General features: G+C 62.6%; 25 protein-coding genes and 1 other RNA gene. 13 read left to right on the top strand and 13 right to left on the bottom strand.

What is annotated here, in order from left to right:
- Window position 1: 1 nt before the first annotated feature.
- The 4 genes from gatC to EI983_RS11455 are packed head-to-tail and all read left to right on the top strand — an operon-like array spanning window position 2 to window position 3,231.
- On the top strand, window positions 2–289 hold the full coding sequence (gene gatC / locus EI983_RS11470; RefSeq protein WP_157707528.1) for an Asp-tRNA(Asn)/Glu-tRNA(Gln) amidotransferase subunit GatC: 288 nt from the start codon (window positions 2–4) through the stop codon (window positions 287–289).
- A complete protein-coding gene (gene gatA / locus EI983_RS11465; protein WP_157707527.1) occupies window positions 289–1,776 on the top strand; it encodes an Asp-tRNA(Asn)/Glu-tRNA(Gln) amidotransferase subunit GatA in 1,488 nt (495 codons plus the stop codon). The genes gatC and gatA overlap by 1 nt, the downstream gene beginning before the upstream one ends.
- Before the next feature lie 37 nt (window positions 1,777–1,813).
- Entirely contained in the window at window positions 1,814–2,554 is a 741-nt protein-coding gene (locus tag EI983_RS11460; protein WP_157707526.1) for a hypothetical protein, read from the top strand.
- Entirely contained in the window at window positions 2,551–3,231 is a 681-nt protein-coding gene (locus tag EI983_RS11455) for an N-acetylmuramoyl-L-alanine amidase (RefSeq protein WP_246162132.1), read from the top strand. Before EI983_RS11460 ends, EI983_RS11455 begins: the two co-directional genes overlap by 4 nt.
- A gap of 6 nt (window positions 3,232–3,237) precedes the next feature.
- Here the strand turns inward: EI983_RS11455 and EI983_RS11450 are convergent, their stop codons facing one another.
- Window positions 3,238–3,855, bottom strand: coding sequence for a hypothetical protein (locus EI983_RS11450; RefSeq protein ID WP_157707525.1), 618 nt, complete (start codon window positions 3,853–3,855; stop codon window positions 3,238–3,240).
- A 115-nt stretch (window positions 3,856–3,970) separates the two neighbouring features.
- Here EI983_RS11450 and rnpB point away from each other — a divergent pair.
- An RNA gene (gene rnpB, locus EI983_RS11445) (RNase P RNA component class A) lies at window positions 3,971–4,344 on the top strand.
- A gap of 113 nt (window positions 4,345–4,457) precedes the next feature.
- Window positions 4,458–4,625: a 50S ribosomal protein L33 gene (rpmG, locus tag EI983_RS11440; RefSeq protein ID WP_058315632.1), complete on the top strand. Its 168-nt coding sequence runs from the start codon at window positions 4,458–4,460 to the stop codon at window positions 4,623–4,625.
- A gap of 71 nt (window positions 4,626–4,696) precedes the next feature.
- Here rpmG and EI983_RS11435 read toward each other — a convergent pair whose 3' ends face one another.
- From EI983_RS11435 to EI983_RS11425, 3 genes are all read right to left on the bottom strand, one after another.
- Entirely contained in the window at window positions 4,697–5,137 is a 441-nt protein-coding gene (locus EI983_RS11435; protein ID WP_157707524.1) for a hypothetical protein, read from the bottom strand.
- A 162-nt stretch (window positions 5,138–5,299) separates the two neighbouring features.
- On the bottom strand, window positions 5,300–6,082 hold the full coding sequence (locus EI983_RS11430) for a Bax inhibitor-1/YccA family protein (protein WP_157707523.1): 783 nt from the start codon (window positions 6,080–6,082) through the stop codon (window positions 5,300–5,302).
- Between the two features lie 116 nt (window positions 6,083–6,198).
- Entirely contained in the window at window positions 6,199–6,408 is a 210-nt protein-coding gene (locus EI983_RS11425; protein ID WP_157707522.1) for a DUF1127 domain-containing protein, read from the bottom strand.
- Window positions 6,409–6,527: 119 nt separating this feature from the next.
- Between EI983_RS11425 and EI983_RS11420 the strand changes: the two genes are divergently transcribed.
- Window positions 6,528–7,406, top strand: coding sequence for a LysR family transcriptional regulator (locus EI983_RS11420; RefSeq protein ID WP_157707521.1), 879 nt, complete (start codon window positions 6,528–6,530; stop codon window positions 7,404–7,406).
- Here the strand turns inward: EI983_RS11420 and EI983_RS11415 are convergent.
- Entirely contained in the window at window positions 7,375–8,355 is a 981-nt protein-coding gene (locus EI983_RS11415) for an NADPH:quinone oxidoreductase family protein (RefSeq protein ID WP_157707520.1), read from the bottom strand. The two genes, EI983_RS11420 and EI983_RS11415, sit on opposite strands and share 32 nt — an antisense overlap.
- A 327-nt stretch (window positions 8,356–8,682) precedes the next feature.
- On the opposite strand from EI983_RS11415, the gene EI983_RS11410 reads away from it, so the two are divergent.
- Genes EI983_RS11410 through EI983_RS11400 form a run of 3 tightly spaced genes read left to right on the top strand, consistent with a single transcriptional unit; the run spans window position 8,683 to window position 10,451 of the window.
- On the top strand, window positions 8,683–9,054 hold the full coding sequence (locus EI983_RS11410) for a helix-turn-helix domain-containing protein (protein WP_157707519.1): 372 nt from the start codon (window positions 8,683–8,685) through the stop codon (window positions 9,052–9,054).
- Window positions 9,055–9,109: 55 nt separating this feature from the next.
- A complete protein-coding gene (locus EI983_RS11405) occupies window positions 9,110–9,910 on the top strand; it encodes an inositol monophosphatase family protein (protein WP_157707518.1) in 801 nt (266 codons plus the stop codon).
- 43 nt (window positions 9,911–9,953) lie between these two features.
- Window positions 9,954–10,451 carry a CAP domain-containing protein gene (locus EI983_RS11400; protein WP_157707517.1) on the top strand — a complete coding sequence of 166 codons (498 nt, stop codon included), beginning with the start codon at window positions 9,954–9,956 and terminating at the stop codon, window positions 10,449–10,451.
- Window positions 10,452–10,461: 10 nt separating this feature from the next.
- On the opposite strand, the gene EI983_RS11395 is transcribed toward EI983_RS11400, so the two are convergent.
- Both EI983_RS11395 and guaD read right to left on the bottom strand, forming a co-directional pair.
- Window positions 10,462–10,731: a hypothetical protein gene (locus EI983_RS11395; RefSeq protein WP_157707516.1), complete on the bottom strand. Its 270-nt coding sequence runs from the start codon at window positions 10,729–10,731 to the stop codon at window positions 10,462–10,464.
- Window positions 10,732–10,766: 35 nt separating this feature from the next.
- Window positions 10,767–12,059 (bottom strand): guanine deaminase, encoded by a 1,293-nt coding sequence (gene guaD, locus EI983_RS11390; RefSeq protein WP_157707515.1) that lies wholly within the window; start codon window positions 12,057–12,059, stop codon window positions 10,767–10,769.
- A 133-nt stretch (window positions 12,060–12,192) separates the two neighbouring features.
- Here guaD and mgtE point away from each other — a divergent pair, with 133 nt between their 5' ends.
- Together mgtE and EI983_RS11380 are read left to right on the top strand one after the other, a co-directional pair.
- Complete coding sequence (gene mgtE / locus EI983_RS11385; protein ID WP_157707514.1) at window positions 12,193–13,617, top strand: magnesium transporter; 1,425 nt, start codon at window positions 12,193–12,195, stop codon at window positions 13,615–13,617.
- A complete protein-coding gene (locus EI983_RS11380) occupies window positions 13,614–14,171 on the top strand; it encodes a 5-formyltetrahydrofolate cyclo-ligase (RefSeq protein WP_157707513.1) in 558 nt (185 codons plus the stop codon). Before mgtE ends, EI983_RS11380 begins: the two co-directional genes overlap by 4 nt.
- Window positions 14,172–14,192: 21 nt before the next feature.
- Here EI983_RS11380 and EI983_RS11375 read toward each other — a convergent pair whose 3' ends face one another.
- Complete coding sequence (locus EI983_RS11375; protein ID WP_198389283.1) at window positions 14,193–14,822, bottom strand: GntR family transcriptional regulator; 630 nt, start codon at window positions 14,820–14,822, stop codon at window positions 14,193–14,195.
- A gap of 65 nt (window positions 14,823–14,887) precedes the next feature.
- Here EI983_RS11375 and EI983_RS11370 point away from each other — a divergent pair, with 65 nt between their 5' ends.
- A complete protein-coding gene (locus tag EI983_RS11370) occupies window positions 14,888–15,358 on the top strand; it encodes an OsmC family protein (protein WP_157707511.1) in 471 nt (156 codons plus the stop codon).
- A 55-nt stretch (window positions 15,359–15,413) separates the two neighbouring features.
- Here EI983_RS11370 and EI983_RS19250 read toward each other — a convergent pair whose 3' ends face one another.
- From EI983_RS19250 to EI983_RS11350, 5 genes are all read right to left on the bottom strand, one after another.
- Window positions 15,414–15,584: a hypothetical protein gene (locus EI983_RS19250; RefSeq protein ID WP_198389282.1), complete on the bottom strand. Its 171-nt coding sequence runs from the start codon at window positions 15,582–15,584 to the stop codon at window positions 15,414–15,416.
- Between the two features lie 18 nt (window positions 15,585–15,602).
- Window positions 15,603–16,988 (bottom strand): ammonium transporter, encoded by a 1,386-nt coding sequence (locus EI983_RS11365; protein WP_157707510.1) that lies wholly within the window; start codon window positions 16,986–16,988, stop codon window positions 15,603–15,605.
- A gap of 283 nt (window positions 16,989–17,271) precedes the next feature.
- A complete protein-coding gene (locus EI983_RS11360; protein WP_157707509.1) occupies window positions 17,272–17,502 on the bottom strand; it encodes a hypothetical protein in 231 nt (76 codons plus the stop codon).
- Window positions 17,503–17,515: 13 nt separating this feature from the next.
- A complete protein-coding gene (locus EI983_RS11355) occupies window positions 17,516–18,952 on the bottom strand; it encodes an ammonium transporter (protein ID WP_157707508.1) in 1,437 nt (478 codons plus the stop codon).
- Between the two features lie 308 nt (window positions 18,953–19,260).
- On the bottom strand, window positions 19,261–20,544 hold the full coding sequence (locus tag EI983_RS11350; protein WP_157707507.1) for an aspartate aminotransferase family protein: 1,284 nt from the start codon (window positions 20,542–20,544) through the stop codon (window positions 19,261–19,263).
- Window positions 20,545–20,550 lie beyond the last annotated feature (6 nt).

Below are 20,550 nucleotides of genomic sequence, written 5' to 3'. Positions count from 1 at the left end.
CATGTCGATTGATCGTGACACCGCCGCCCGCGTGGCCAAGCTGGCGCGCATTCGCGTCGAAGAGGACGCGCTTCCGGCCCTGGCCGGGGAGTTCAACACCATCCTTGGCTTTATCGAGCAATTGAACGAGGTCGATGTCGAGGGCGTGGAGCCGATGACCTCTGTCACGCCCATGCGCCTGAAGCGGCGCGATGATGTGGTCAATGACGGGAACCAGCAGGAGAAAGTGCTGTCCAATGCGCCCGATGCGCGCGAGGGGTTCTTTGCCGTGCCGAAGGTGGTGGAGTAATGTCTGATCTCAATCGCCTGACCATCGCCGAGGCCCGCGACAAGCTGCGCGCCCGCGAGATCACCAGCCTGGAACTGACCGAGGCCTGCCTTGCCGCCATCGAAGGCGCGGGCGCGCTCAATGCGTTCGTGCACAACACCCCTGATCTGGCCCGCGAACAGGCGGCGGCGGCGGATGCGCGCCTCGGCGACGGGGACGCGCCCGCCATGTGCGGTATCCCCCTCGGGATCAAGGACCTGTTCTGCACCAAGGGGGTGCCGAGCCAGGCGGCATCGAACATCCTGAGCGGGTTCAAGCCCGAATATGAAAGCACGGTCAGCCAGAACCTGTTTGATGCGGGCGCGGTCATGCTGGGCAAGCTCAACATGGACGAGTTCGCCATGGGCTCGTCCAATGAGACCTCCTGCTATGGCAATGCGGTGAACCCTTGGCGGCGCGGCAATGACGACACGGCACTCACCCCCGGCGGCTCGTCGGGTGGTTCGGCCTCGGCTGTGGCGGCTGATCTGTGTCTGGCCGCCACCGGCACCGATACCGGCGGCTCCATCCGCCAGCCTGCGGCCTTCACGGGTATCACGGGCATCAAGCCCACCTATGGGCGCTGCTCGCGCTGGGGGATCGTCGCCTTTGCCTCGTCGCTCGACCAGGCCGGGCCGATGACCAAATCGGTGCGCGATGCCGCGATCATGTTGGAAGCCATGTGCAGCCACGACCCGAAAGACAGCACCTCGGCCGATCTGCCGGTGCCGGATTTCGAGGCCATGCTGACCGGCGACATCAAGGGCAAGGTGATTGGTATCCCCAAGGAATACCGCATGGACGGCATGCCCGAGGAAATCGAGGCGCTCTGGGCAGCAGGGACCGAGATGCTCAAGGATGCCGGGGCCGAGATCCGCGATATTTCCCTGCCGCATACCAAATATGCGCTGCCCGCCTACTATGTCATCGCGCCCGCCGAGGCGTCGTCGAACCTGGCGCGCTATGACGGGGTGCGCTATGGCCACCGCGCCAAGCTGGAGCAGGGCGACGGCATCACCGAGATGTATGAGAAAACCCGTGCCGAGGGCTTCGGCCCCGAGGTGCAGCGCCGGGTGATGGTCGGGACCTATGTGCTTTCGGCGGGGTTCTATGACGCCTATTACAACCGCGCCCGCAAGGTCCGCGCGCTGATCAAGCGCGACTTTGAAGAGGTGTTTGATGCAGGCGTTGACGCGATCCTGACGCCCGCCACGCCCTCGGCGGCCTTCGGGCTGGGCGAGATGGCCGATGCCGATCCGGTGCAGATGTATCTCAACGATGTCTTCACCGTGACGGTCAACCTTGCGGGGTTGCCGGGCATCGCAGTGCCTGCCGGGCTCGACAAACAGGGCTTGCCTCTGGGGCTTCAACTGATCGGCCGGCCGTGGGAGGAAGGGGATTTGCTGAATACTGCCTACGCCCTTGAGACGGCGGCGGGATTTGTAGCCAAGCCCGGGAAATGGTGGTAAGACCGGCCGCAAAAGACGGCATGGCAGGATAAAGCAGATGCGACTTTCCTTGACCCTTATGGCCTGTGCGGCGCTCGCGGCCTGTTCGCCTTCGGTGCCTGACAGTGCGGCGGGCGTGGGCTTCAACGACTATGACGCCTATCTGGCCGAACGGGCGCGGCGCGATGCGGCGCTTACCGGCTCTGTTCTGCCGCCGCCTGACGCGGTGTCGTCCGAGCCTCTGTCGGCTGACGGCCAGACGATGCCGTCCAGCGATGCTGAGACACTGGCCGCCGAAACCCGCGCCGCGCTGACAGCAAGCCAGGCCAATTCCGGCGTGCCGCCTGTGCAGGCGGACCCGAACAATCCACCGCCGCAGACGGTCACCACCTCGACCGGCATTTCCTCGGAAAACGATTTCGAGGCGGTTGGCGCGCAGCGCTCCATCGAAAGCGATGCCCAGCTCATCGCCCAGAACCGCGCGCAGTACAAGGTTGTGGAGCCGACGGCCCTGCCGCAGCGCAGTGGCAGCACCGGACCCAATATCGTGGCCTATGCGCTCAGTTCCACCCATCCTGTCGGCACGCAGGTCTATCGCAGGGTCGGCTTCAACAAGGAGGCCCGTGCGCGGCGCAATTGCGCGAAATACACCTCTTATGAGAAGGCGCAGATGGATTTCCTGGAAAAGGGCGGGCCAACGCGTGACCGGCTTGGTCTGGACCCGGATGGTGACGGCTATGCCTGCGGCTGGGACCCGAGCCCGTTCCGCAACGCGGTGCCGTCCGCGGGCGGCGCGTGAGCGCAGACACGTCCGATGTGATTGTCCATCCATCGCCCAATTGCGGGCCGCGCCGCGATGGGTTGCGCCCGCACCTGATCGTCCTGCACTACACGGCCATGTCAGGCGCTGAGGCGGCGCTGGAGCGGCTTTGCGATCCGGGCGCGGAAGTCTCCGCGCATTACCTGATCGGCGGTGACGGGCGCCTCTGGCAGATGGTCGACGAAGACCGGCGCGCCTGGCATGCGGGGGCCGGAAGCTGGGGCGGGCTCGACGACATCAATTCGCGCTCCATCGGGATCGAGTTGGACAATGACGGCACGCATCCCTTCGCCGAGCCGCAGATGGCCGCGCTTGAGGTGCTTCTGCCCGGCATAATGGCGCGCTGGGATATCGCCCCGGAAGGTGTCATCGCGCATTCGGATATGGCCCCTGAACGCAAATCCGATCCGGGCCCGCGCTTTGACTGGCAGCGTCTGGCGCGTCTGGGCCTGTCGGTCTGGCCGCGGGAGGCCGACCCGCAAGGCCGGGAGTTTGACCGGCTCGCCCGCGCCTTCGGCTATCCGCCAGAGGCGCCGCAGGCTGCACGGCTCAGAGCCTTTCGCGACAGGTTCCGCCCCGGCGCGGATGGTCCCGTTTCGGAAACCGACCTGCGCCTTCTGGCCGATCTTGCAACCCGCTGGCCTGCCAGATCCTGACATGGCTCAGGGCGTGGCCCGGGCGATCCCGAGGATCGTCGTCTCAAAGGTTTTGCCCTGCTGCACCGCCTGCGTTTCAATGGCAAAGCCGTAGCGTTCGAAATAAAGATAGGTGTACGCCGTCTCGACGCCGTCGGCATCCTCGACGGCGGTGATCTCCATCACCCGGAAACGGCAACGGCCATACCAGCGCCAGGCCATCGCACCGATGCTGTATTGCGTGCTGATCTTTCGCCTGGTTCCATTCGACGCCGTTACATGCGCGTCGGCGGTGATCTGTGTTTTGGGCGTGATCTGAAGCCGCGCAATGGCCTGACCGGGATAGGTATAGACCTCATCCATCGGCCCAGCCCGGCCCTCCGGAGCCTCGATCACCCGTTGTTCCAGCGGCAGCAGTCCGCGTTGCAGTTGCCTTTCGACGGTGCTACGCGCGGCGATCCAGCGGCGCGTCCGGCGTTCATCCACGCGGCCCTGAGCCGTTTTGCGAAACACATGCATGGTCTGCGCGCCGCGCGGGCCAACCGTGCTGACCGCTACCCCCTTGGCCATGTCCGACGGGACAGGGCAGGTGGCCAGGGCAGGGCCGCAAAGGGTGCAAAAAAGCAGGATAAGCAGGCGATACATGGGCGATCCTTCGCAGGGCCGACAGGGGCGGTTTCGACAAGCCTCGCCGATGGGCGCGCGATGTCAACCGGCATGGAGTTGCGCTTGCCCCCGCAAACCCCTACATAGGCGGGGCGCGGAGGGCCGGATGGCCGCGGCATCAGCAATGGCGCCGAGGAAAGTCCGGACTCCACAAGACAACGGTGCCGGGTAATGCCCGGCCGGGGTAACCCGAGGGAAAGCGCCACAGAGAACAGACTTCCCCTGCGCGACAGGGGTAAAGGTGAAACGGTGGGGTAAGAGCCCACCGCGGGGCTGGCAACAGCACCGGCACGGCAAGCCCCACCGGGAGCAATGCCAAATAGGGATCGCACATGGGCTGTCTTGGCCTCGCAGATCCGGGTTGGCAGCTTGAGGCGTGTTGGCAACAGCGCGTCCAGATGAATGGTCATCCAGCTTCGGGCCACGGCCCGGGGTGGACAGAATCCGGCTTACAGGCCCTCCGCGCATATTCCCGCAAGACCATGACGGATTGCGGTTGACTCGGGCAGCAAGCCGGTTAAAAGGCGGGCTTCATATGAGATTCACCGAAAGGCCCTGCCTTTCGACGCAGGAGAACACCCATGGCGAAGCCGACGACCATCAAGATCCGCCTGAATTCGACCGCGGGCACGGGCCATTTCTATGTGACCAAGAAAAACGCCCGCACCATGACCGAGAAAATGGTCGTGAAGAAATACGACCCGGTCGTGCGCAAGCATGTCGAGTACAAGGAAGGCAAGATCAAGTAAGATCGCCCGAGCCTGAATGAAAAAAGCCGCGCTTTGCCGAGCGCGGCTTTGTCATGTCCGGAGGGTGCAGATCAGTTGCGGATGATCTGCGCGTTTTTCAGCACCACACTCTGCCAGGTTTCGGGGTCGGTCACCGGGCTCAGCGTGCCGCGCAGGGTCAGGCGGGTCTGGTCATCAATCACAGGGATCGGCTCGGCCAGGCTAACCGCCAGTGTGGCCCCGTGCTCAAGGCTGCCGCAGAACGGGCAAAGGCCCATATCCGACACCATCAGCAAGTCCTGGATCATCTCGCCGGGCAGGGCCGGGGTGGCATAACCGGTGATCTCGATCTCGATCTCGCGGCCCTCTGCCAGAGCGGGCGGATAGCTCTTGCGGACCTCGTATTCGGTTTCGGTCACATGCTCGGTGATTTCGATCTCCTTGAGCAGGCTCCAGGCGTCCGGCTCCGCCGCCGAAAGGGTGGTGGCTGCGGCGACGCCCGCCGTGGCCAAAGCCAGTTTTCCTACGCTCATGAATAGCCTCCCGAAGCTGTTTGAGCACAATATAGCGGCGGCCCCATCAAAAGGAATGGCCGCCACGGTGCTGTGCGATTTCTTGCCGAATTGAAACCGATTGGTCAAAGAAAAAAGGCCGACCCTGAGGTCGGCCTTCGGTAATCATCTTTGGTGCGGGGGTTATTCTTGTTGCCCCAGGAACATCAGCAGGAACTGGAACATGTTGAGGAAGCTGATGTAGAGGCTCAGCGCCCCGTCCATCGCGGCCTTGTCCAGCCATTCCTGATCGCCATGCGCGGCATGGGCGACATAGGTGTTCTTGATGTCCTGCGTGTAGAACGCGGTCAGACCAGCGAAGATCAGCACCCCGATGGCCGAGATCGCGAACATCATCGCGGGCGACTGCAGGAAGATATTGATAACCATCGCCACGATCAGGCCGATCACGCCCATGATCAGGAAACTGCCCCAGGCCGAAATGTCTTTCTTCGTGGTGTAGCCCCAGAGCGAGAGACCCGCAAAGGCAATCGCCGTGACCAGGAAGGTCTGCGCGATCGAGAAGGACGTGAACACGATGAAGATCGAGCTGAAGGACAGCCCCATCAGCGCCGCGAAGGCGAAAAAGCCAAGCTGGACGGTCGCCGCCGAGCCGCGACGCATCAATGCGCCCCAGCCGAGGAAGACAAAGGCGAGCGGGGCGAACATGATCACCCATTTCAGCGGGGAGATATAGATCGCCGAGCCCAGAGCGGTCAGCATCGTGCCATTGGGCAGTTGTGCGACGGCGCTGGCGGGATTGGTGGTTGTCGCCAGCCCTGCAATGGCCCAGGCAGCGAGCGCGGTGATCAGAAGACCCCCCGACATTGTGCCATAGACCTTGTTCATGTGGGCGCGAAGCCCTGCGTCAATCTCAGCCGTGCGGACCCCTGCGCCCGCTGTCCGGATTGTATTAAATTCAGCCATTAAAGCCTCCGAAGGTTGCACCTGTCCCCACCCGAAATGGGTGTCTGTGGATAATATTGTAGCACAGGTTCATCTTTTCAAGCTTTTCCGGAGGCTCAAATGAGCAGATTCCGCGCTTATTTGTGCCAATGCGCCGGGACGTCCCAGACCGGGCGTTTTGCTTCGGCCATCGCGTCCTCGCGGCTCAGGCCGAGATCGGCCAGGCGGGCATCATCCATTCGCGCCAGCGCGCGCCGCTGACGGGCGAGGTCGAAGAGGGAAAAGAGCGCGATCCGGCCCGGACGGCCCCGGACGGGAAGGGCGAGCGTTTTGTTGATGGCCGACATGGATATATCCTTTCCAAAATTTGATATATGTTCCGTTTCTCATTTCATGTATTGATATATGGAGAAAAGCCTTTCATATTAAAATCGAATGTTTGTTCTGTTTAACATCAAGGATTGTGATGATACGTAATCTGGATATAACCACCTTGCGGTCTTTTCTGGCCGTTTCGGATCATGGCGGTGTCACGCGGGCGGCTGCCGCGCTCAACCTCACGCAATCGGCCGTGTCGATGCAGCTCAAGCGGCTTGAGGAGCTGATGGGCATCGCCCTTCTGGACCGGTCGAACCGCAAGATCGCACTCACCGGTGCGGGCGAACAACTGCTGGCCTATGCGCGTCGCATCGTGCAGCTCAATGACGAGGTCGTCGGGCGGCTCACCGATCAGGTCTATGAAGGCGAGATCATGCTCGGGGTGCCGCATGACATTGTCTATCCGGTGATCCCGCGCGTGTTGCAGCGCTTCAATGCCGCCTTCCCGCGGGTCAATGTCAATCTGCGCTCCTCCAGCACGATGAAGCTGCGCGATGCGCTTCAGCGGGGCGAGGTCGACCTGATTCTCACGACTGAGGAGGAGGTCACCGCGGGTGGAGAGACGCTGACCGAAATGCCCCTGCGCTGGACCGGTGCGCCGGGCGGGCAGGCGTGGAAGAAGGCACCGCTGCGCCTGGCGTTTTGCAGCGTCTGCATTTTCCGCCCGATCGTGCTGCGCAAGCTGAACGAGGCGGGGATCGACTGGGAGATGGCCGTCGATTCAGAAGATGACCGCGCGGTGGAAGCGCTGGTGAGCGCCGATCTGGCCATCGGCGCGCTGCTTGAGGACAGCATCCCGCCGCATCTCGAAGCGATCCCTGCGGGCAAGGGCCTGCCGGAACTGGGCAGCCAGAAAGTCAACCTCTACGGGGCGGCGCACACGCAGGACGAGGTGCTGCAGCAACTGGCCGACCTGATCCGGCAGGGCTATGCGCCTATGCGCCTGCCGACGGTGGTTGAGGCGTAACGACGACCTTGCCCGTGGATTTGCGCGTGCGCAGAAGCTCCAGCGCGTCTCCCGCCTGCTCCAGCGGCAGAACATGGGAGATATGCGGCTTCAGCTTGCCTGCCTCGTACCATTCGAGCAGGGTGGAAAGGCTGTCGGTGATCACCTCGGGCTTGAACTTGAGGTAGCCACCCCAATAGAGCCCCATCACGCTCAGATTCTTGACCAGCAGGTGATTGGCGGGCACTTGCGGCACCTCGCCGCTGGCAAAACCGATGGGCAGAAGGCGCGCCTCGGGCTTGCAGGCCCGGAATGCGGCCTTGAACTGCTCGCCCCCCACCGGGTCATAGACCACATCCACACCACCGAGCGCCTTGCACTCGGCCAGGATATCCTGGGTTTTCGCGTCGATAAGGTGATCCGCCCCGGCCTGTCGTGCAACCTCAAGCTTGTCGGCACCGCGTGCGCAGGCAATCACGGTCGCGCCCATCAGTTTGCCGATCTCAACCGCCGTCAGGCCAACGCCGCCTGCCGCGCCGAGGACCAGCAGCGTCTCGCCGGGCTGAAGCCGCGCCTTGTAGTCCAGCGCCACGTGACTTGTCCCATAGGCGATCTGAAACGCGGCGGCGTCTTCGAAACTCATCGCATCGGGCAAGGGCACGGCGCGGGCGGCATCGAAACATCCGTATTCCGCCAACCCTCCCTGACCGCCAAAGACCGCCACGCGCGTGCCCACCGCCGGGCCGTTTGCCCCGGGGCCGAGCGCGTCCACCACGCCGGCCACTTCCATGCCCAGGGTGAAGGGCGCGCGCGGTGTGTCCTGATAGGTGCCCTTCATCATCAGGAGATCGGCAAAGTTCAGTCCGCATGCCCCGATCCTCAGTCGCAGCTCACCGGGTCCCGGCTCCGGCAGATCGGTTTCGCTCAGCTCGGGAGCCGCTCCATCGGAGGGAATCATGTAGGCGCGCATCAAAGCTATCCCCAGAAAAAGTGAGTAGACAAACATGGTTACCAGAGTTTTTGTCCCTGTGTCAGCACGAATGTGACCAATCTGAAGGGATTGTCGCCACTCTGGGTTGCGCTCGCCCTATCTTGTTGGATAGGTACTCGCCTAGATTGTGCCTATATTTAGGTAATCCCTTATTCGGTGAGCAAAATATGTTGTTTTTTGTCGGCAGAATGATATCGTTTGTCTACACTCAAGGAACGAAATGAAAGACCGGTTGAACCATTATTAGGGGCGCTTGATTTCAAAGTAGCAGCCGGTTCTTACTGTGAGAATTTGAAGGAGAATACCATGCCACATCCCGTAGATGTCCACGTGGGCAAGCGGATCAGGCACCGTCGTTGGCTGGTGGGGATGACACAACAGCAACTGGCGGAACAGGTCGGGATCAAGTTCCAGCAAATCCAGAAATACGAGACAGGCGCCAACCGCGTCAGCGCGTCCCGGCTGTGGGATATCGCCGATGCGTTGGACGTGCAGATCAGCTTCTTCTTCGAGGGACTGGAGCATGACGGGGCGGACAAGACCGATGCCGAGCAGATGCCGTCCGACCTGATGGGCGACAAGGAAGCGCTCGATCTGGTACGCTCGTACTACGCAATCCCTGAAAATCAGAGGCGTCGTCTGTTTGATCTGGCGCGGGTGCTCAGCGACGTCGCTTGAGCCGGAGTAATTTCCCCGCTACTCCTTCGGCAACAGGCCGAAGGGGCAGGGATCAATGCACAGCGATGAGATAGTCAGGACCGCCCACGCGCTTGCCGATGCGGCGCGCGCGGCGATCCTGCCGCATTTTCGCACCGACCGTCTGGCGGCGCAGAACAAGTTGGACGGGGCCGGGTTTGACCCGGTCACCGAAGGCGACCGCGCCGCCGAGCGCGCGATGCGAGATATTCTCGAGAAATTCCGGCCTGATGATTCGATCCTTGGCGAGGAATACGGCCACAAAACCGGGAGCAGCGGGCTCACTTGGGTGCTCGATCCTATTGATGGCACACGTGGATTTCTCTCCGGGACACCCACCTGGGGGGTGCTGATAGCGGTCTCCGATGCCGGCGGTCCGATATATGGGATCGTGGACCAGCCCTATATCGGTGAGCGTTTCGAAGGCGGGCTCGGACGGGCGGAAGTCAATGGCCCGCTCGGATCGCGGCCCTTGCGCGCCCGAGGCGACGGCCCGTTGCACGATGCCATCCTCTTCACCACTTTCCCCGAAGTCGGTTCGGAAACCGAAGCGGCCGCTTTTCGCGCGGTCTCACGCGAGGTGAAGCTGACCCGCTACGGCACCGATTGCTATGCCTATGCGCTTCTGGCCGCAGGGCAGATCGACCTGGTGATCGAAGCGGGGCTGAATGCCTATGACATTCAGGCACCCATCGCGGTGATCGAGGCCGCAGGCGGGATCGTCACCGACTGGGAGGGCGGTCCGGTCCATGAGGGGGGGCGTGCGCTGGCTGCCGCCGGCAAAGAACAGCACACGGCCGCCATGGCGATCTTGCAGGCGGCGCTGGCCGCGTCCTAGACTGCCGGTCGCACGGGGGCAAAACCTTCCGGGGAGATCGACCATGCCAAGACCTTTGCGCAACATGCTCGCGGCACTGATGGCTCTGGGGCTGAGCGGCTGTATGTCCACGGTGGAAGTGGCCCCCCAGCCCCGCGCCAGCATACCTGCCAGCGGACAGACGCAGGTGGTGAGCGCGGCCAATGCCGCGGCGCTCAACAGCTTGCGCGCGCAATATGGGCTGCCCGGGCTGCGCCCCGATGCCACGCTAGGGCGCGTGGCGGACGGTCACGCCCGCGACATGATCGCCAATGGGTTCTTTGGCCATGTCAGCTCGAACGGAAACAGCATCGTCGAGCGTACACGCGCGCAGGGCTATGCGTTTTGTCATGTGGCCGAGAACCTGGCGATGGGACAGCGGACCTTTGACACGGTGTTGCAGCACTGGATGACCTCGCCGTCGCATCGCAGCAATCTGTTGCATCGCGAGGTGACGGGCTTTGGCCTGGTGCGGGGGCCGGGTAACCTGTGGGTTCTGGTGCTTGGCCGCCCGGGCTGCTGAGCGCGCGCACTCAGCCAAAGAACCGGGGCTTGAGCTTGAGCAGGGTCTCGCAGGTGTCCCGCCCGATCCGGTCTGCCAGTGCAAGCGCCTCGCGATGCGCCATGAGGCCGGTGGCCACCGCGGCGTCGATACTGGCCGATTGCACCAGCGCGGCGACCAGCTCGGGATGTTGCCTGGCAAATCCTGCGCCGAATTCATCGTCGATCGCGCGAATGGTGGCTGAGAGGCGCGCGGCGGTCTGCGGCGCGGCGGGGTCGGGGGGCATGGGGCTGTCGGGCATGAGGCGGCTCCAATCGCGGACATTTGCCCCTTGATCTAGCGCGCGTGCCGTTCTTGCCCAGCAATCCAGACCGCGCGCACCGCCCGGTCATCGCCCATCATCTGCGTCGGAAAAAGCGCCTCCCAGATATTTCCGGCCCGCGTTGCACGCTGGGCAATGGCCGGGGTCGAGGCCAGATCGAGCACCACGAGGTCCGCCTCCATGCCCGGTGCGATATTGCCGATCCGGTCCCCCAGATGCAGCGCCTGCGCCGAGCCCGCAGTCGCCAGCCACAAAAGCTGTGCCGGATGCAGGGCGGTCCCGCTGAGCTGGCCAATCTCATAGGCCGCCCCCTGCGTGCGCAACATTGAAAAGCTGGATCCGCCCCCGGTATCCGTGGCCAGCCCGATGCGATGGCCCTCGGCCATGCGCGCGGCCAGCGCGAACAGCCCGGAGCCGATGAACGTGTTGGAGGTCGGACAATGAATGAGCGCGGCCCCAACCTCGCGCAGCCGGTCCCGCTCACGCGGCTCCAGATGGATCGCATGGCCATAAAGCCCGCGCGGCCCGAGCAGGCCGTGCGCCTCATAGGTGTCGAGATAGTTGCGCGCCTGCGGAAACAGGGTCCGGACCCAGGCCACCTCATCGCGCTGCTCGCTCAGGTGGGTCTGCATCAGGCAGTCCGGGTGCTCGGCCCATAGCGCGCCGAGCGCTTCGAGTTGTTCCGGTGTCGAGGTGGGCGAGAATCGCGGCGTGATCGCATATTGCGCGCGGCCCCGCCCATGCCAGGCGTCGATAAGCGTCCTGGACTGGTCATAGGCGGTCTGCGCGGTGTCGCAAAGGGTCTCGGGCGCGTTACGGTCCATGCAGGTCTTGCCCGCCACCACACGTTGATTGCGTGCCCGGGCGGCCTCGAAAAAGGCGGTCACGCTCTCGGGGTGCGTGGTGCAGAAGCTTACCGCCGTGGTCGTGCCATGCGCCAGGGTCAGGTCAAGGTAGCTCTCTGCCATCACTGCGGCGTAGCCGGGATCGCCAAAGCGGCCTTCCTCCGGGAAGGTGTAGGTGTTGAGCCAGTCAATCAGCCGCTTGCCCCAGCTCGCGATGATCGCCGTCTGCGGGTAATGCACATGGGCATCCACGAACCCGGCACAGATCAGCGCATCGCCATAGGCCACCCGTGGCGCGTTTGGGGCCAGGGTCTGCATCGCGGCACTGTCGCCGGTTGCCACCACTATCCCGTCGCGGATCAGCAGCGCCGCATCGAGCCGCGCTGCCCCGCCCGGGTCGCCATCGAAGGGCGAGCGGGTAAAGCTCAGCACCTGACCCGTCAGGATCGTTTCGTTCGTCATCTCCTCCTGCCTCTTTCCGCTCCCGCACAGGATAGAACCCGCGCGCAGGCAGGTAAATCATCCCATTCGGATTGTTTTCCGGGCAGGGCTTCTTTATCCCTCTGATCAGGCGCGACTGACCAGGGAGGGGGAGATGGCCGACAACGACCAGACAGATGACCTCGAACCCGGTTACGAGCAGGGGCGTGACGATCGCGATGACCGCGACGACAATCCCTATGAGCTTGACCAGAAGGCGGTCGCGCGGATCATCCACGCAGTCGACAATGACGACCGCGAAGCGCTGCTGGCCGAGATGGAGCCGCTGCACGCCGCCGACATCGCCGACCTTCTGGAGCAGGTCAACGCCTTCGACCGCCGCCGCCTGCTGGAGCTTTACGGCAAGGAATTCGACGGCGACATCCTGAGCGAGCTTGACGAGTCGATCCGCGAGGAAGTCATCTCGATCCTGCATCCCGAAGTTCTGGCCGATGCAGTGCGCGACCTCGACAGCGACGACGTGGTCGATCTGGTGGAAGACCTTGAGGACCACCAGCAGGAAGCGATCCTGGAGGTGCTCGAAGACAGCGACCGTGTCGCCGTCCAGCAGTCGCTGACCTATCCGGAATACTCTGCCGGCCGTCTGATGCAGCGCGAAGTGGTGATGGCGCCCGAGCATTGGAACGTGGGCGAAGCCATTGATTTTCTTCGCAATCAGGATGATCTGCCCGAGCAGTTCTATCATGTGACACTTGTCGATCCGCGCCTGCGTCCGGTGGGCAATGTGACCCTGGGCAAACTGATGGCGTCGCGCCGCGAGGTGCTTCTGAGCTCGATCGTCGAAGAGACGTTCCATGTCATCCCCGTCACCCAGGACGAAGAGGACGTGGCCTATGCATTCAATCAGTATCACCTGATTTCTGCACCGGTCGTGGATGCCGACGAGCGGCTGGTGGGGGTGATCACCATCGACGACGCCATGGTCGTGCTTGATGAAGAGCACGAAGAAGACATCCTGCGCCTCGCCGGTGTAAGCGACGAATCGAGCCTGAGCGACAAGGTGATCGACACCACCAAGCGGCGCTTCCCCTGGCTGGCGGTCAACCTTGTCACGGCGATCCTTGCCTCGCTGGTCATTGCCATGTTCGAGGAAACCATCGCGCAGTTCGTGGCGCTTGCCGTGCTGATGCCCATCGTTGCGTCGATGGGTGGCAATGCGGGCACGCAAAGCCTGACCGTGGCCGTGCGCGCGATTGCCACCAAGGATTTGACCGGCGCCAATGTCTGGCGCGTGATCCGGCGCGAATGCCTTGTGGGGCTGGTGAATGGGGTGATCTTTGCCGTGGTCATGGGCATTGTCGGCGTGATCTGGTTCGGCGGGCCCGAACTGGGATATGTCATCGCGGCGGCCATGGTGATCAACCTGGTGGTGGCGGGGCTTGCAGGCACGGTGATCCCTGTTGTGCTGGACCGTATGGGGATCGACCCGGCGCTCGCCTCGGGCGCGTTTGTGACAACCGTGACCGATGTGGTCGGCTTTTTCGCCTTTCTCGGTCTTGCAGCGATGGTGCTTTTATGACCGAGCTTACCGAGATCAAGGCGGCGGCCCGCAAGGCGGCTTTTGCCCGGCGCAAGGCGGCGTTCGATGCGGGCCATCCGGCGCCTGCCGCGCATCTGTCAGAGGTGCTTGCGGGGTATCGCGGTGTGCCGCTCTCAGGCTATATGCCCATCCGGACCGAGATTGACCCGCTATCCGCCATGGAAGAGGCCGCCGCCCACGGGCCTGTTGGCGTGCCGGTGATCCAGGGGGCGGGCCTGCCGCTGAAGTTTTCCCGCTGGGAGCCGGGCTGCACGTTGCGCGAAGGGCCGTTCGGGGCGTTGGTTCCGCAGGTGGATGATTACTTCGAGCCGGAGATCCTGATCGTGCCGCTGGTGGCCTTTGACCGATCCGGTGGGCGGCTTGGCTATGGTGGCGGTTTCTATGACCGAACGCTGGAAATGTTGCGCGCCAAACGCCCGACACTCGCCATCGGTTTCGCTTTCGCCGCGCAAGAGGCCGAGGCACTGCCGCTTGAGCCGACCGATCAGCCGCTCGATATGCTGATCACCGAGCGCGAGATCCTCACCTTCTGACCGCATTCCCGGAGCCCGGCGTCACCCGCCGGCCTGCCGGATGGCGCGCATCAGGTGGTTGCGCGCGCCCCGAAGATGTTTGCGCAACAGCCGCTGCGCTTCGCGGGCATCTTTCGCATGACAGGCTTGCACGATCTCTTCATGTTCAGAGACCCAGCGCGGGGTCTTGGTGGCCAGATGCCCATAGCTGGCGATCTGTACCCGCGCGATGCGGCGCAGGTCTTCGATCATCGCGGCCTGCCGCGGCCGCCTGGCCGGGGCATAGAGCGCGGCGTGAAACATGTCGTCACCCGCGGCCCAGCCCGGCTGACCCGCCTCGCGCGAGGACCGCTTCAGCGCCTCATCGACCGCCGCCAGTTCCTCCGCGCCCATCTCAGGAACGGCCCGGGCAATCAGATCCCCCTCCAGAAGCATCCGCATGTGATAGATCTCTTCCACCTGTTCGGCGCTCAGTTTCAGCACCGTGGCGGTGCGATTGGGGGCCGCGGTGATCACCCCTTCGGCAGAGAGCAGCGCCAGCGCGTCGCGCACCGGAATGCGGCTGACCCCGAAGCGCGCGGCCAGCTCCACCTGGCTCAGCGGCGCGCCGGGGGGCAGGGCGCCGGACAATATCTCGGATTGCAGCTGTGCGGCGATGTCTGTCGGGGTCATGTTCTTGCCTCCTGAGATGTATACATTTATGCAGGAGGAAATTCCCATGCGCAAGGAAGATCACCATGGCCGAACACGACTATACCGCCCGAGTTGTCTGGACCGGCAATCGCGGGGAAGGCACCGCGCGTTATCGCGGCTATGACCGTACATGGGAGGTGCGCACAGCGGGCAAACCGGTGATCCAATGCTCCAACGATCCGCTGCTCGGGGGGGATCCGACCCTGCATAACCCCGAGGATATGCTGATCTCGGCGCTCGCGGCCTGTCACATGCTGTGGTATCTGCATCTTGCCTCGGATGCGGGCATTGCAGTGCAGGGCTATGAGGATGCGCCGCTTGCCGTGGGCGAAAGCCTGCCCAGCGGGGCAGGGCGTTTTCTGCGCGCGACGCTGCGGCCACGGATCACGGTGCCTTCGGGGACCGACCTTGCCGTGGCCGATGCCATCCACCACGAGATCCACAAGACCTGCTATATCGCCCGGTCGGTCAATTTCCCCGTTGAGTACGCGGCGACCTACGTTAGCCCTGACTAAAAAAAACGCCCCGCCGGAGGGTCGGCGGGGCGTCTGGTGCAAAAGGATCAACCGATCACTTATGCGGTTTGTATTTCCCGGCTTCCTTGGTGTTGCCAATCACCAGAGCCGCGATGCAGATCACGATGGCGATCAGCGAGAACAGACCCGGCATCGCGCTGCCAACGCCCATGAAAATGGCGCCGCTCACGCCGTCCCAGGTCGGGGTATCGAATGGAAAACCCATGGTTTCGTCTCCTTTTCGTTAACGAGAGGCCGGGGCCGAGGCGGGAATGCCTTCGGGATAGGCCTGTGCGGGAACCTTGACCGTGTCGAGACCGAGCTCTTCCGCGGCCGCCGGAACACGCAGCATCCCCAGCATTTTCAGGATGAGCGAGGTCACGTAGCCGGTGATCAGACCGATGGCGATGAACACCACGGCGCCCACAAGCTGCCCGACAAAGCTCACGGTCGGTGCGCCTTCACCCAGCAGCGCCGGATAGCCGCTGCCGAAGATCCCGAGCAGCACCAGGCCATAGATCCCCATCGTTCCATGCACCGTGACCGCGCCAACCGCGTCGTCAATGCCCATGTTCTCAAGGATCGTCGCGGCCGGTTTCAGCAGGATCCCCGCGCTGAACGCGATGATGAAGGTCAGCGACGGCCAGTAGATATCGAGGCCCGAGGCCACCGAAATCAGACCGGCAAGCGCCCCCGACATCATCCAGAACGGATCCTTGGTCAGCAACCACGCGCCAATGATGCCCCCCGCGACACCCATCAGGATGTTGAAGCTGAGCGCGCCAAGGTTTGTGGGGGTGCCATAGATGGTGGTATAGTTCGCCCCCCAAGACCACGCTTCACCGCCCACCACGAGGCAGGCCATCAGGAAGCCCCAGAAGCCCACAACGATCAGCATCAGCCCTGTTGCCGTGAAGGGCATGTTGTGCCCGGGAATGTGGTTGGCCGTCCCATCGGCGTTGAACTTGCCGAGCCGCGGGCCAAGGTTGATCAGCACACCGAGAGCGAAGAACGCCGCGACAGCGTGCACAAGACCCGCAGCGCCGAAGTCATGCAGACCCCAGTTTTGCACCAGCCAGCCATCCGCGTGCCAGCCCCATGCGGCCGCGAGGGTCCAGCTGAACCCACCCAGCACGATGGCCAGAATGACGAACCCGACGGTCTGGATGCGCTCGATGACGGCACCGGACATGATCGAGGCCGTGGTCGCCGCAAAGAGCGTGAACGCACCCCAGAAAACGCCCGAAATCTGGTCGTCGATATTCGGCCCCATCGAGGCCGCGGCATCACCCCAGGCCCAGGCGAAACTGTTGGCATATTCCGCGCCGGAGATGCCGTTCGGGCCCGCCGACAGCGAGAAGCCCGTGGGGAAGGCCCAATAGACCCACCAGCCGAAGAAGTAGAAGGCCGGAATCACGAAAGCGAAGGCCAGAATGTTCTTAACGCCCGACGAGAGGGCGTTCTTGGCGCGCGAGGCACCCATTTCGTAGGCAAGAAACCCCGCGTGAATGATGATCATGAGCGGGATCGTGATGTAGTAATACATCTCGGCGAACATGGTGTTGGTCATGTTCCCCTTAGCCTCCATCGCCGCCACCTTGGCGGCAAGTTCAGCAAGTTGCTCTTCCATTTTCGGTTCGTCCTCCGTGTCGTTTTCCCGTTATCTTGGTGTTTTGGTTTATTATTGGTACACCAATGGGATTAATCGCAGCCCAATAATGGGCCGCTTGCAACGTTTATTCGTTGGATACACGGAGAAGCTGTGAGATTTTTTGCGAACTGCATAATTGCTGTGCGCATTGCTCAATAGGCGTTCAGAATTTCTGAGCACCCTGCTCAAATAAGCGGCAGAAATGAAAAACGCCGATTCCACAGAATCGGCGTTTCCCGGTTTTTGTCAGGGCAGGCGGCGGCTATTCGCGCGCTTCCTCCTCAAATACCCTCTTTAGTCGTTCAGGGCTGCGGGCCAGGGCCTCATCCGCCTCGAACTCCTTCTTTTCGATCCTTGCCTGAAGGATGTGGAACAGAAGCCAGAGGGCCAGGCCGATGATAAAGAGCAGCATCTCTGTGCCCACCATCGGATAGATCGGACCAATCTGAGACAGATCAGCGCCCGCCCAAGTTTCTACAGCAGTCGTTGACATCTTTGTGTCCTCCTCAGCTCAGCAGTCCGAGGCGCTTGGCCTCTTCGATGTCTGCTTCCGAGATGGCAATCGCATCCATCTCTTCGGCGATCTCCTCGCTCATGTCGAGGCCGACAAGCTCCACCGCGGCGGGCACCCGAAGCATCCCCATCCCTTGCAGGATCTTGGAGACGATAAAGGCAGGGATGAAGCCCAGCACGATGAACATGATGCAGGCACCCAGGAACTGACCCCACGGGGTGATGACCGCAACCGGGTCATGATAGGCCGCCGTTGCCGGGTGACCCCAGAGCATGAAGCCGCAGATCACAAGCCCGATAAAGCCCGCGTAGCCGTGCACCGCGATTGCTCCCACCGGGTCGTCGATCTTGAACTTGCGCTCGACCCAGAAGTGCAGCTTGTAGGCACAGACCGCCCCGATACCGCCGATGATCATCGCCTGGATCGGATGGTAGAGGTCGTTGCCCGCCGACGCGGTAATGACGCCTGCAAGGCCGGCCGAGTAGGTCCAGAAGGCCTCGCCCTTGGACACCACATATCCCGCCAGCATCCCGCCGGAGAGGGACATCAGGAAGTTGAACACAATGGCCGACAGGGTGGTTGGCGTCAGGTAGATTGTCGTCGCGGTGAAGTTCACCACGCCTTCCGCTCCGCCCAGCGACTGGTGATCGATGATCGGCACGTTACAGGCCACGTAGAAGCCCCAGAACCCGGCATAGATCAGGAACAGGCCGATGGTGACCAGCCACTTGTTATGCGGGTTGATGTTGCGCGGGGTGCCATCGGGGGCGAACTTGCCGATCCGAGGCCCGAGCACACAGACCACACCCAGGGCAAAGCCGCCGGCAATGGCGTGGATCACCCCCGAGGCATACGCATCGTGATAGCCCAGTTGCGTGACCATCCAGCCATCGGGGTGCCAGCCCCAGGCGGCGTCGATGATCCAGGTGAACGACCCGATGACCACGGCCAGGATCCAGAAGGCCGAGGGGCGGATACGCTCAATCGTGGCGCCTGAAACGATCGAGGCCGCCGTCCAGCTGAACAGCAGGAACGCAGCCCAGAACACGCCGTTCAGGCGGTTCCAGAACGAGTTGCCAAGATCAACCCCGTATCCTTGCGCGGATTCCAGAACTTCGGTCGAGCCGCCCATGTGCGTGCCCATCAGCTGGCTCCACGGTACCGCGTTGTCCGATTGCGTGATCCCACCGGTGATGCCCGGCCCGTTCGGGAAGGCAAAGTAGATCCACCATCCAAAGAAGAAGAACGTCACGGTCACCAACGGGATCAGCATGGTGTTCTTCATCAGGGTATGTACGTGGTTCTTGTGGCGGGTGGCCCCCACCTCATACATGCAGAAGCCCACATGGATGAGAAACATGAGCGGCACGGTCGCCCAGTAGTAAAACTCGGTGAAAATCACCGTCAACGCGCCTATATCGGTATCCATTCACAGTCCTCCCGTTCAGATGGAATCCCTCTGGGGGGCTTTTTTTGTCATTGCTTTTGACCCCCCTCCTAAATCGGACCATTATTGGTCCAATCGCAAGACCAAGCCTACACCAATTTCCGATAAATTGCGATAATTTTGAGCAATTATCTGCGGATTTTTGAAGCAAGTCGTGCAAGCCGTATTCATGACGGTAATAAATATTTCCCTCTAGGGCAAATATTTTGAGTTTTCTTTTAATTTTGAACAAATAATAAGCTCTTACGCCGTTTTGGCGTAAGAGCGGTGCTGAACAAAATGGCGAAAACTCAGGTGCCTTCGGCGAGGGATTCGGCAGCGGCCTGAAATGCCGCATTCGTCTGTTCCAGATCCGCGTCGCTCAGGGCCAGGCAGGGGTAGAGTTTTGCCTGGGCCTTGAATATCCCCCGCGCCCTCAGCACGCTGTTGAACCGTGCCTGGCGGGCCGTGTCGGCCTGTATGACATCGCGGTAATCCCGCACATCGCGATCGGTGAAAACCACGTCAAAGAGGGTCGGGTCCCCGACGATCTGGTGGCCGATGCCCTGTGCGGTCAGGGCCGCGCTTGCCATGTCCATCAACCGCCGTCCAAGGCTGCGCAAGCGGTCGTACTGTCCGTCGCGGCGCAGGATTTCCATCGTTTTCATCCCCGCCACCGCCGCCACCGGGTTGCCCGAGAGCGTGCCGAGTTGCATCAGGAACCCTTCGGCACCGACCTTGGCCTTGTCGAAATGCGCCATGATATCGGCGCGCCCCGCAATGGCCGCCAGCGGGAAGCCCCCGCCGATGACCTTGCCCAGAGAGCACAGGTCCGGCGTCACGCCATAAAGCTCCTGCGCGCCGCCATAGGCAAAGCGGAAGCCGGTCACGACCTCGTCAAAGATCAGAACGATGCCGTATTTGTCGGCCTCCTCGCGCAAGAGCTGAAGGAACCCGGGCAGGGGCGGGATGATCCGTTGCAGCGGCTCCACGATGATGCCGGCCACCTCGTCGCCATGCTCGGCCAGAAGCGAGCGGATGTAGTCGAAATCGTTGAACGGGGCGATCAGCATCTCATCGGCCACGCCTTGCGGAATGCCGGCACTGTCGGGCACGGGCTGCGGAAAGTTCACCAGGCGCTGCGGTGCAAGGCTCATCTGCGCCTCGGCGCACATGCCGTGATAGCCGCCTTCGAATTTCACGATCTTGTCGCGCCCGGTAAAGGCGCGCGCGAGGCGCATGGCATACATATCCGCCTCGCCGCCCGACGTGACATAGCGCAGCATCTCGCCACAGGCGACCGCATCGCAGATCTGCTCGGCCAGCTCGATGCCCGCGGCATTGTTGGCAAAAAAGGTCATGCCGCGCGGGATCTGCTCGAAAACCGCCTCCTGCACCTCTTCGTTGCCATGGCCCAGCAGCATCGGCCCCGATCCGATCAGATAGTCGATATATTCATTGCCGTCCTCGTCCCAGACATGGGCGCCCTTGCCCCTGGCAATCACTATGCCGGGGTCGAAATTGCCAAAGCCGCCGCCGGGCAACACCTCTTGCGCGCGGGCAATCCATTCGGCTTGTGTGGCGATTTTCAGCATGGCTTT

This window comes from Roseovarius faecimaris (genome assembly GCF_009762325.1).
GTDB lineage: Bacteria > Pseudomonadota > Alphaproteobacteria > Rhodobacterales > Rhodobacteraceae > Roseovarius > Roseovarius faecimaris.
Note: the sequence above shows the minus strand (reverse complement) of the source record. Positions and strands in the feature narration are given on the sequence as shown.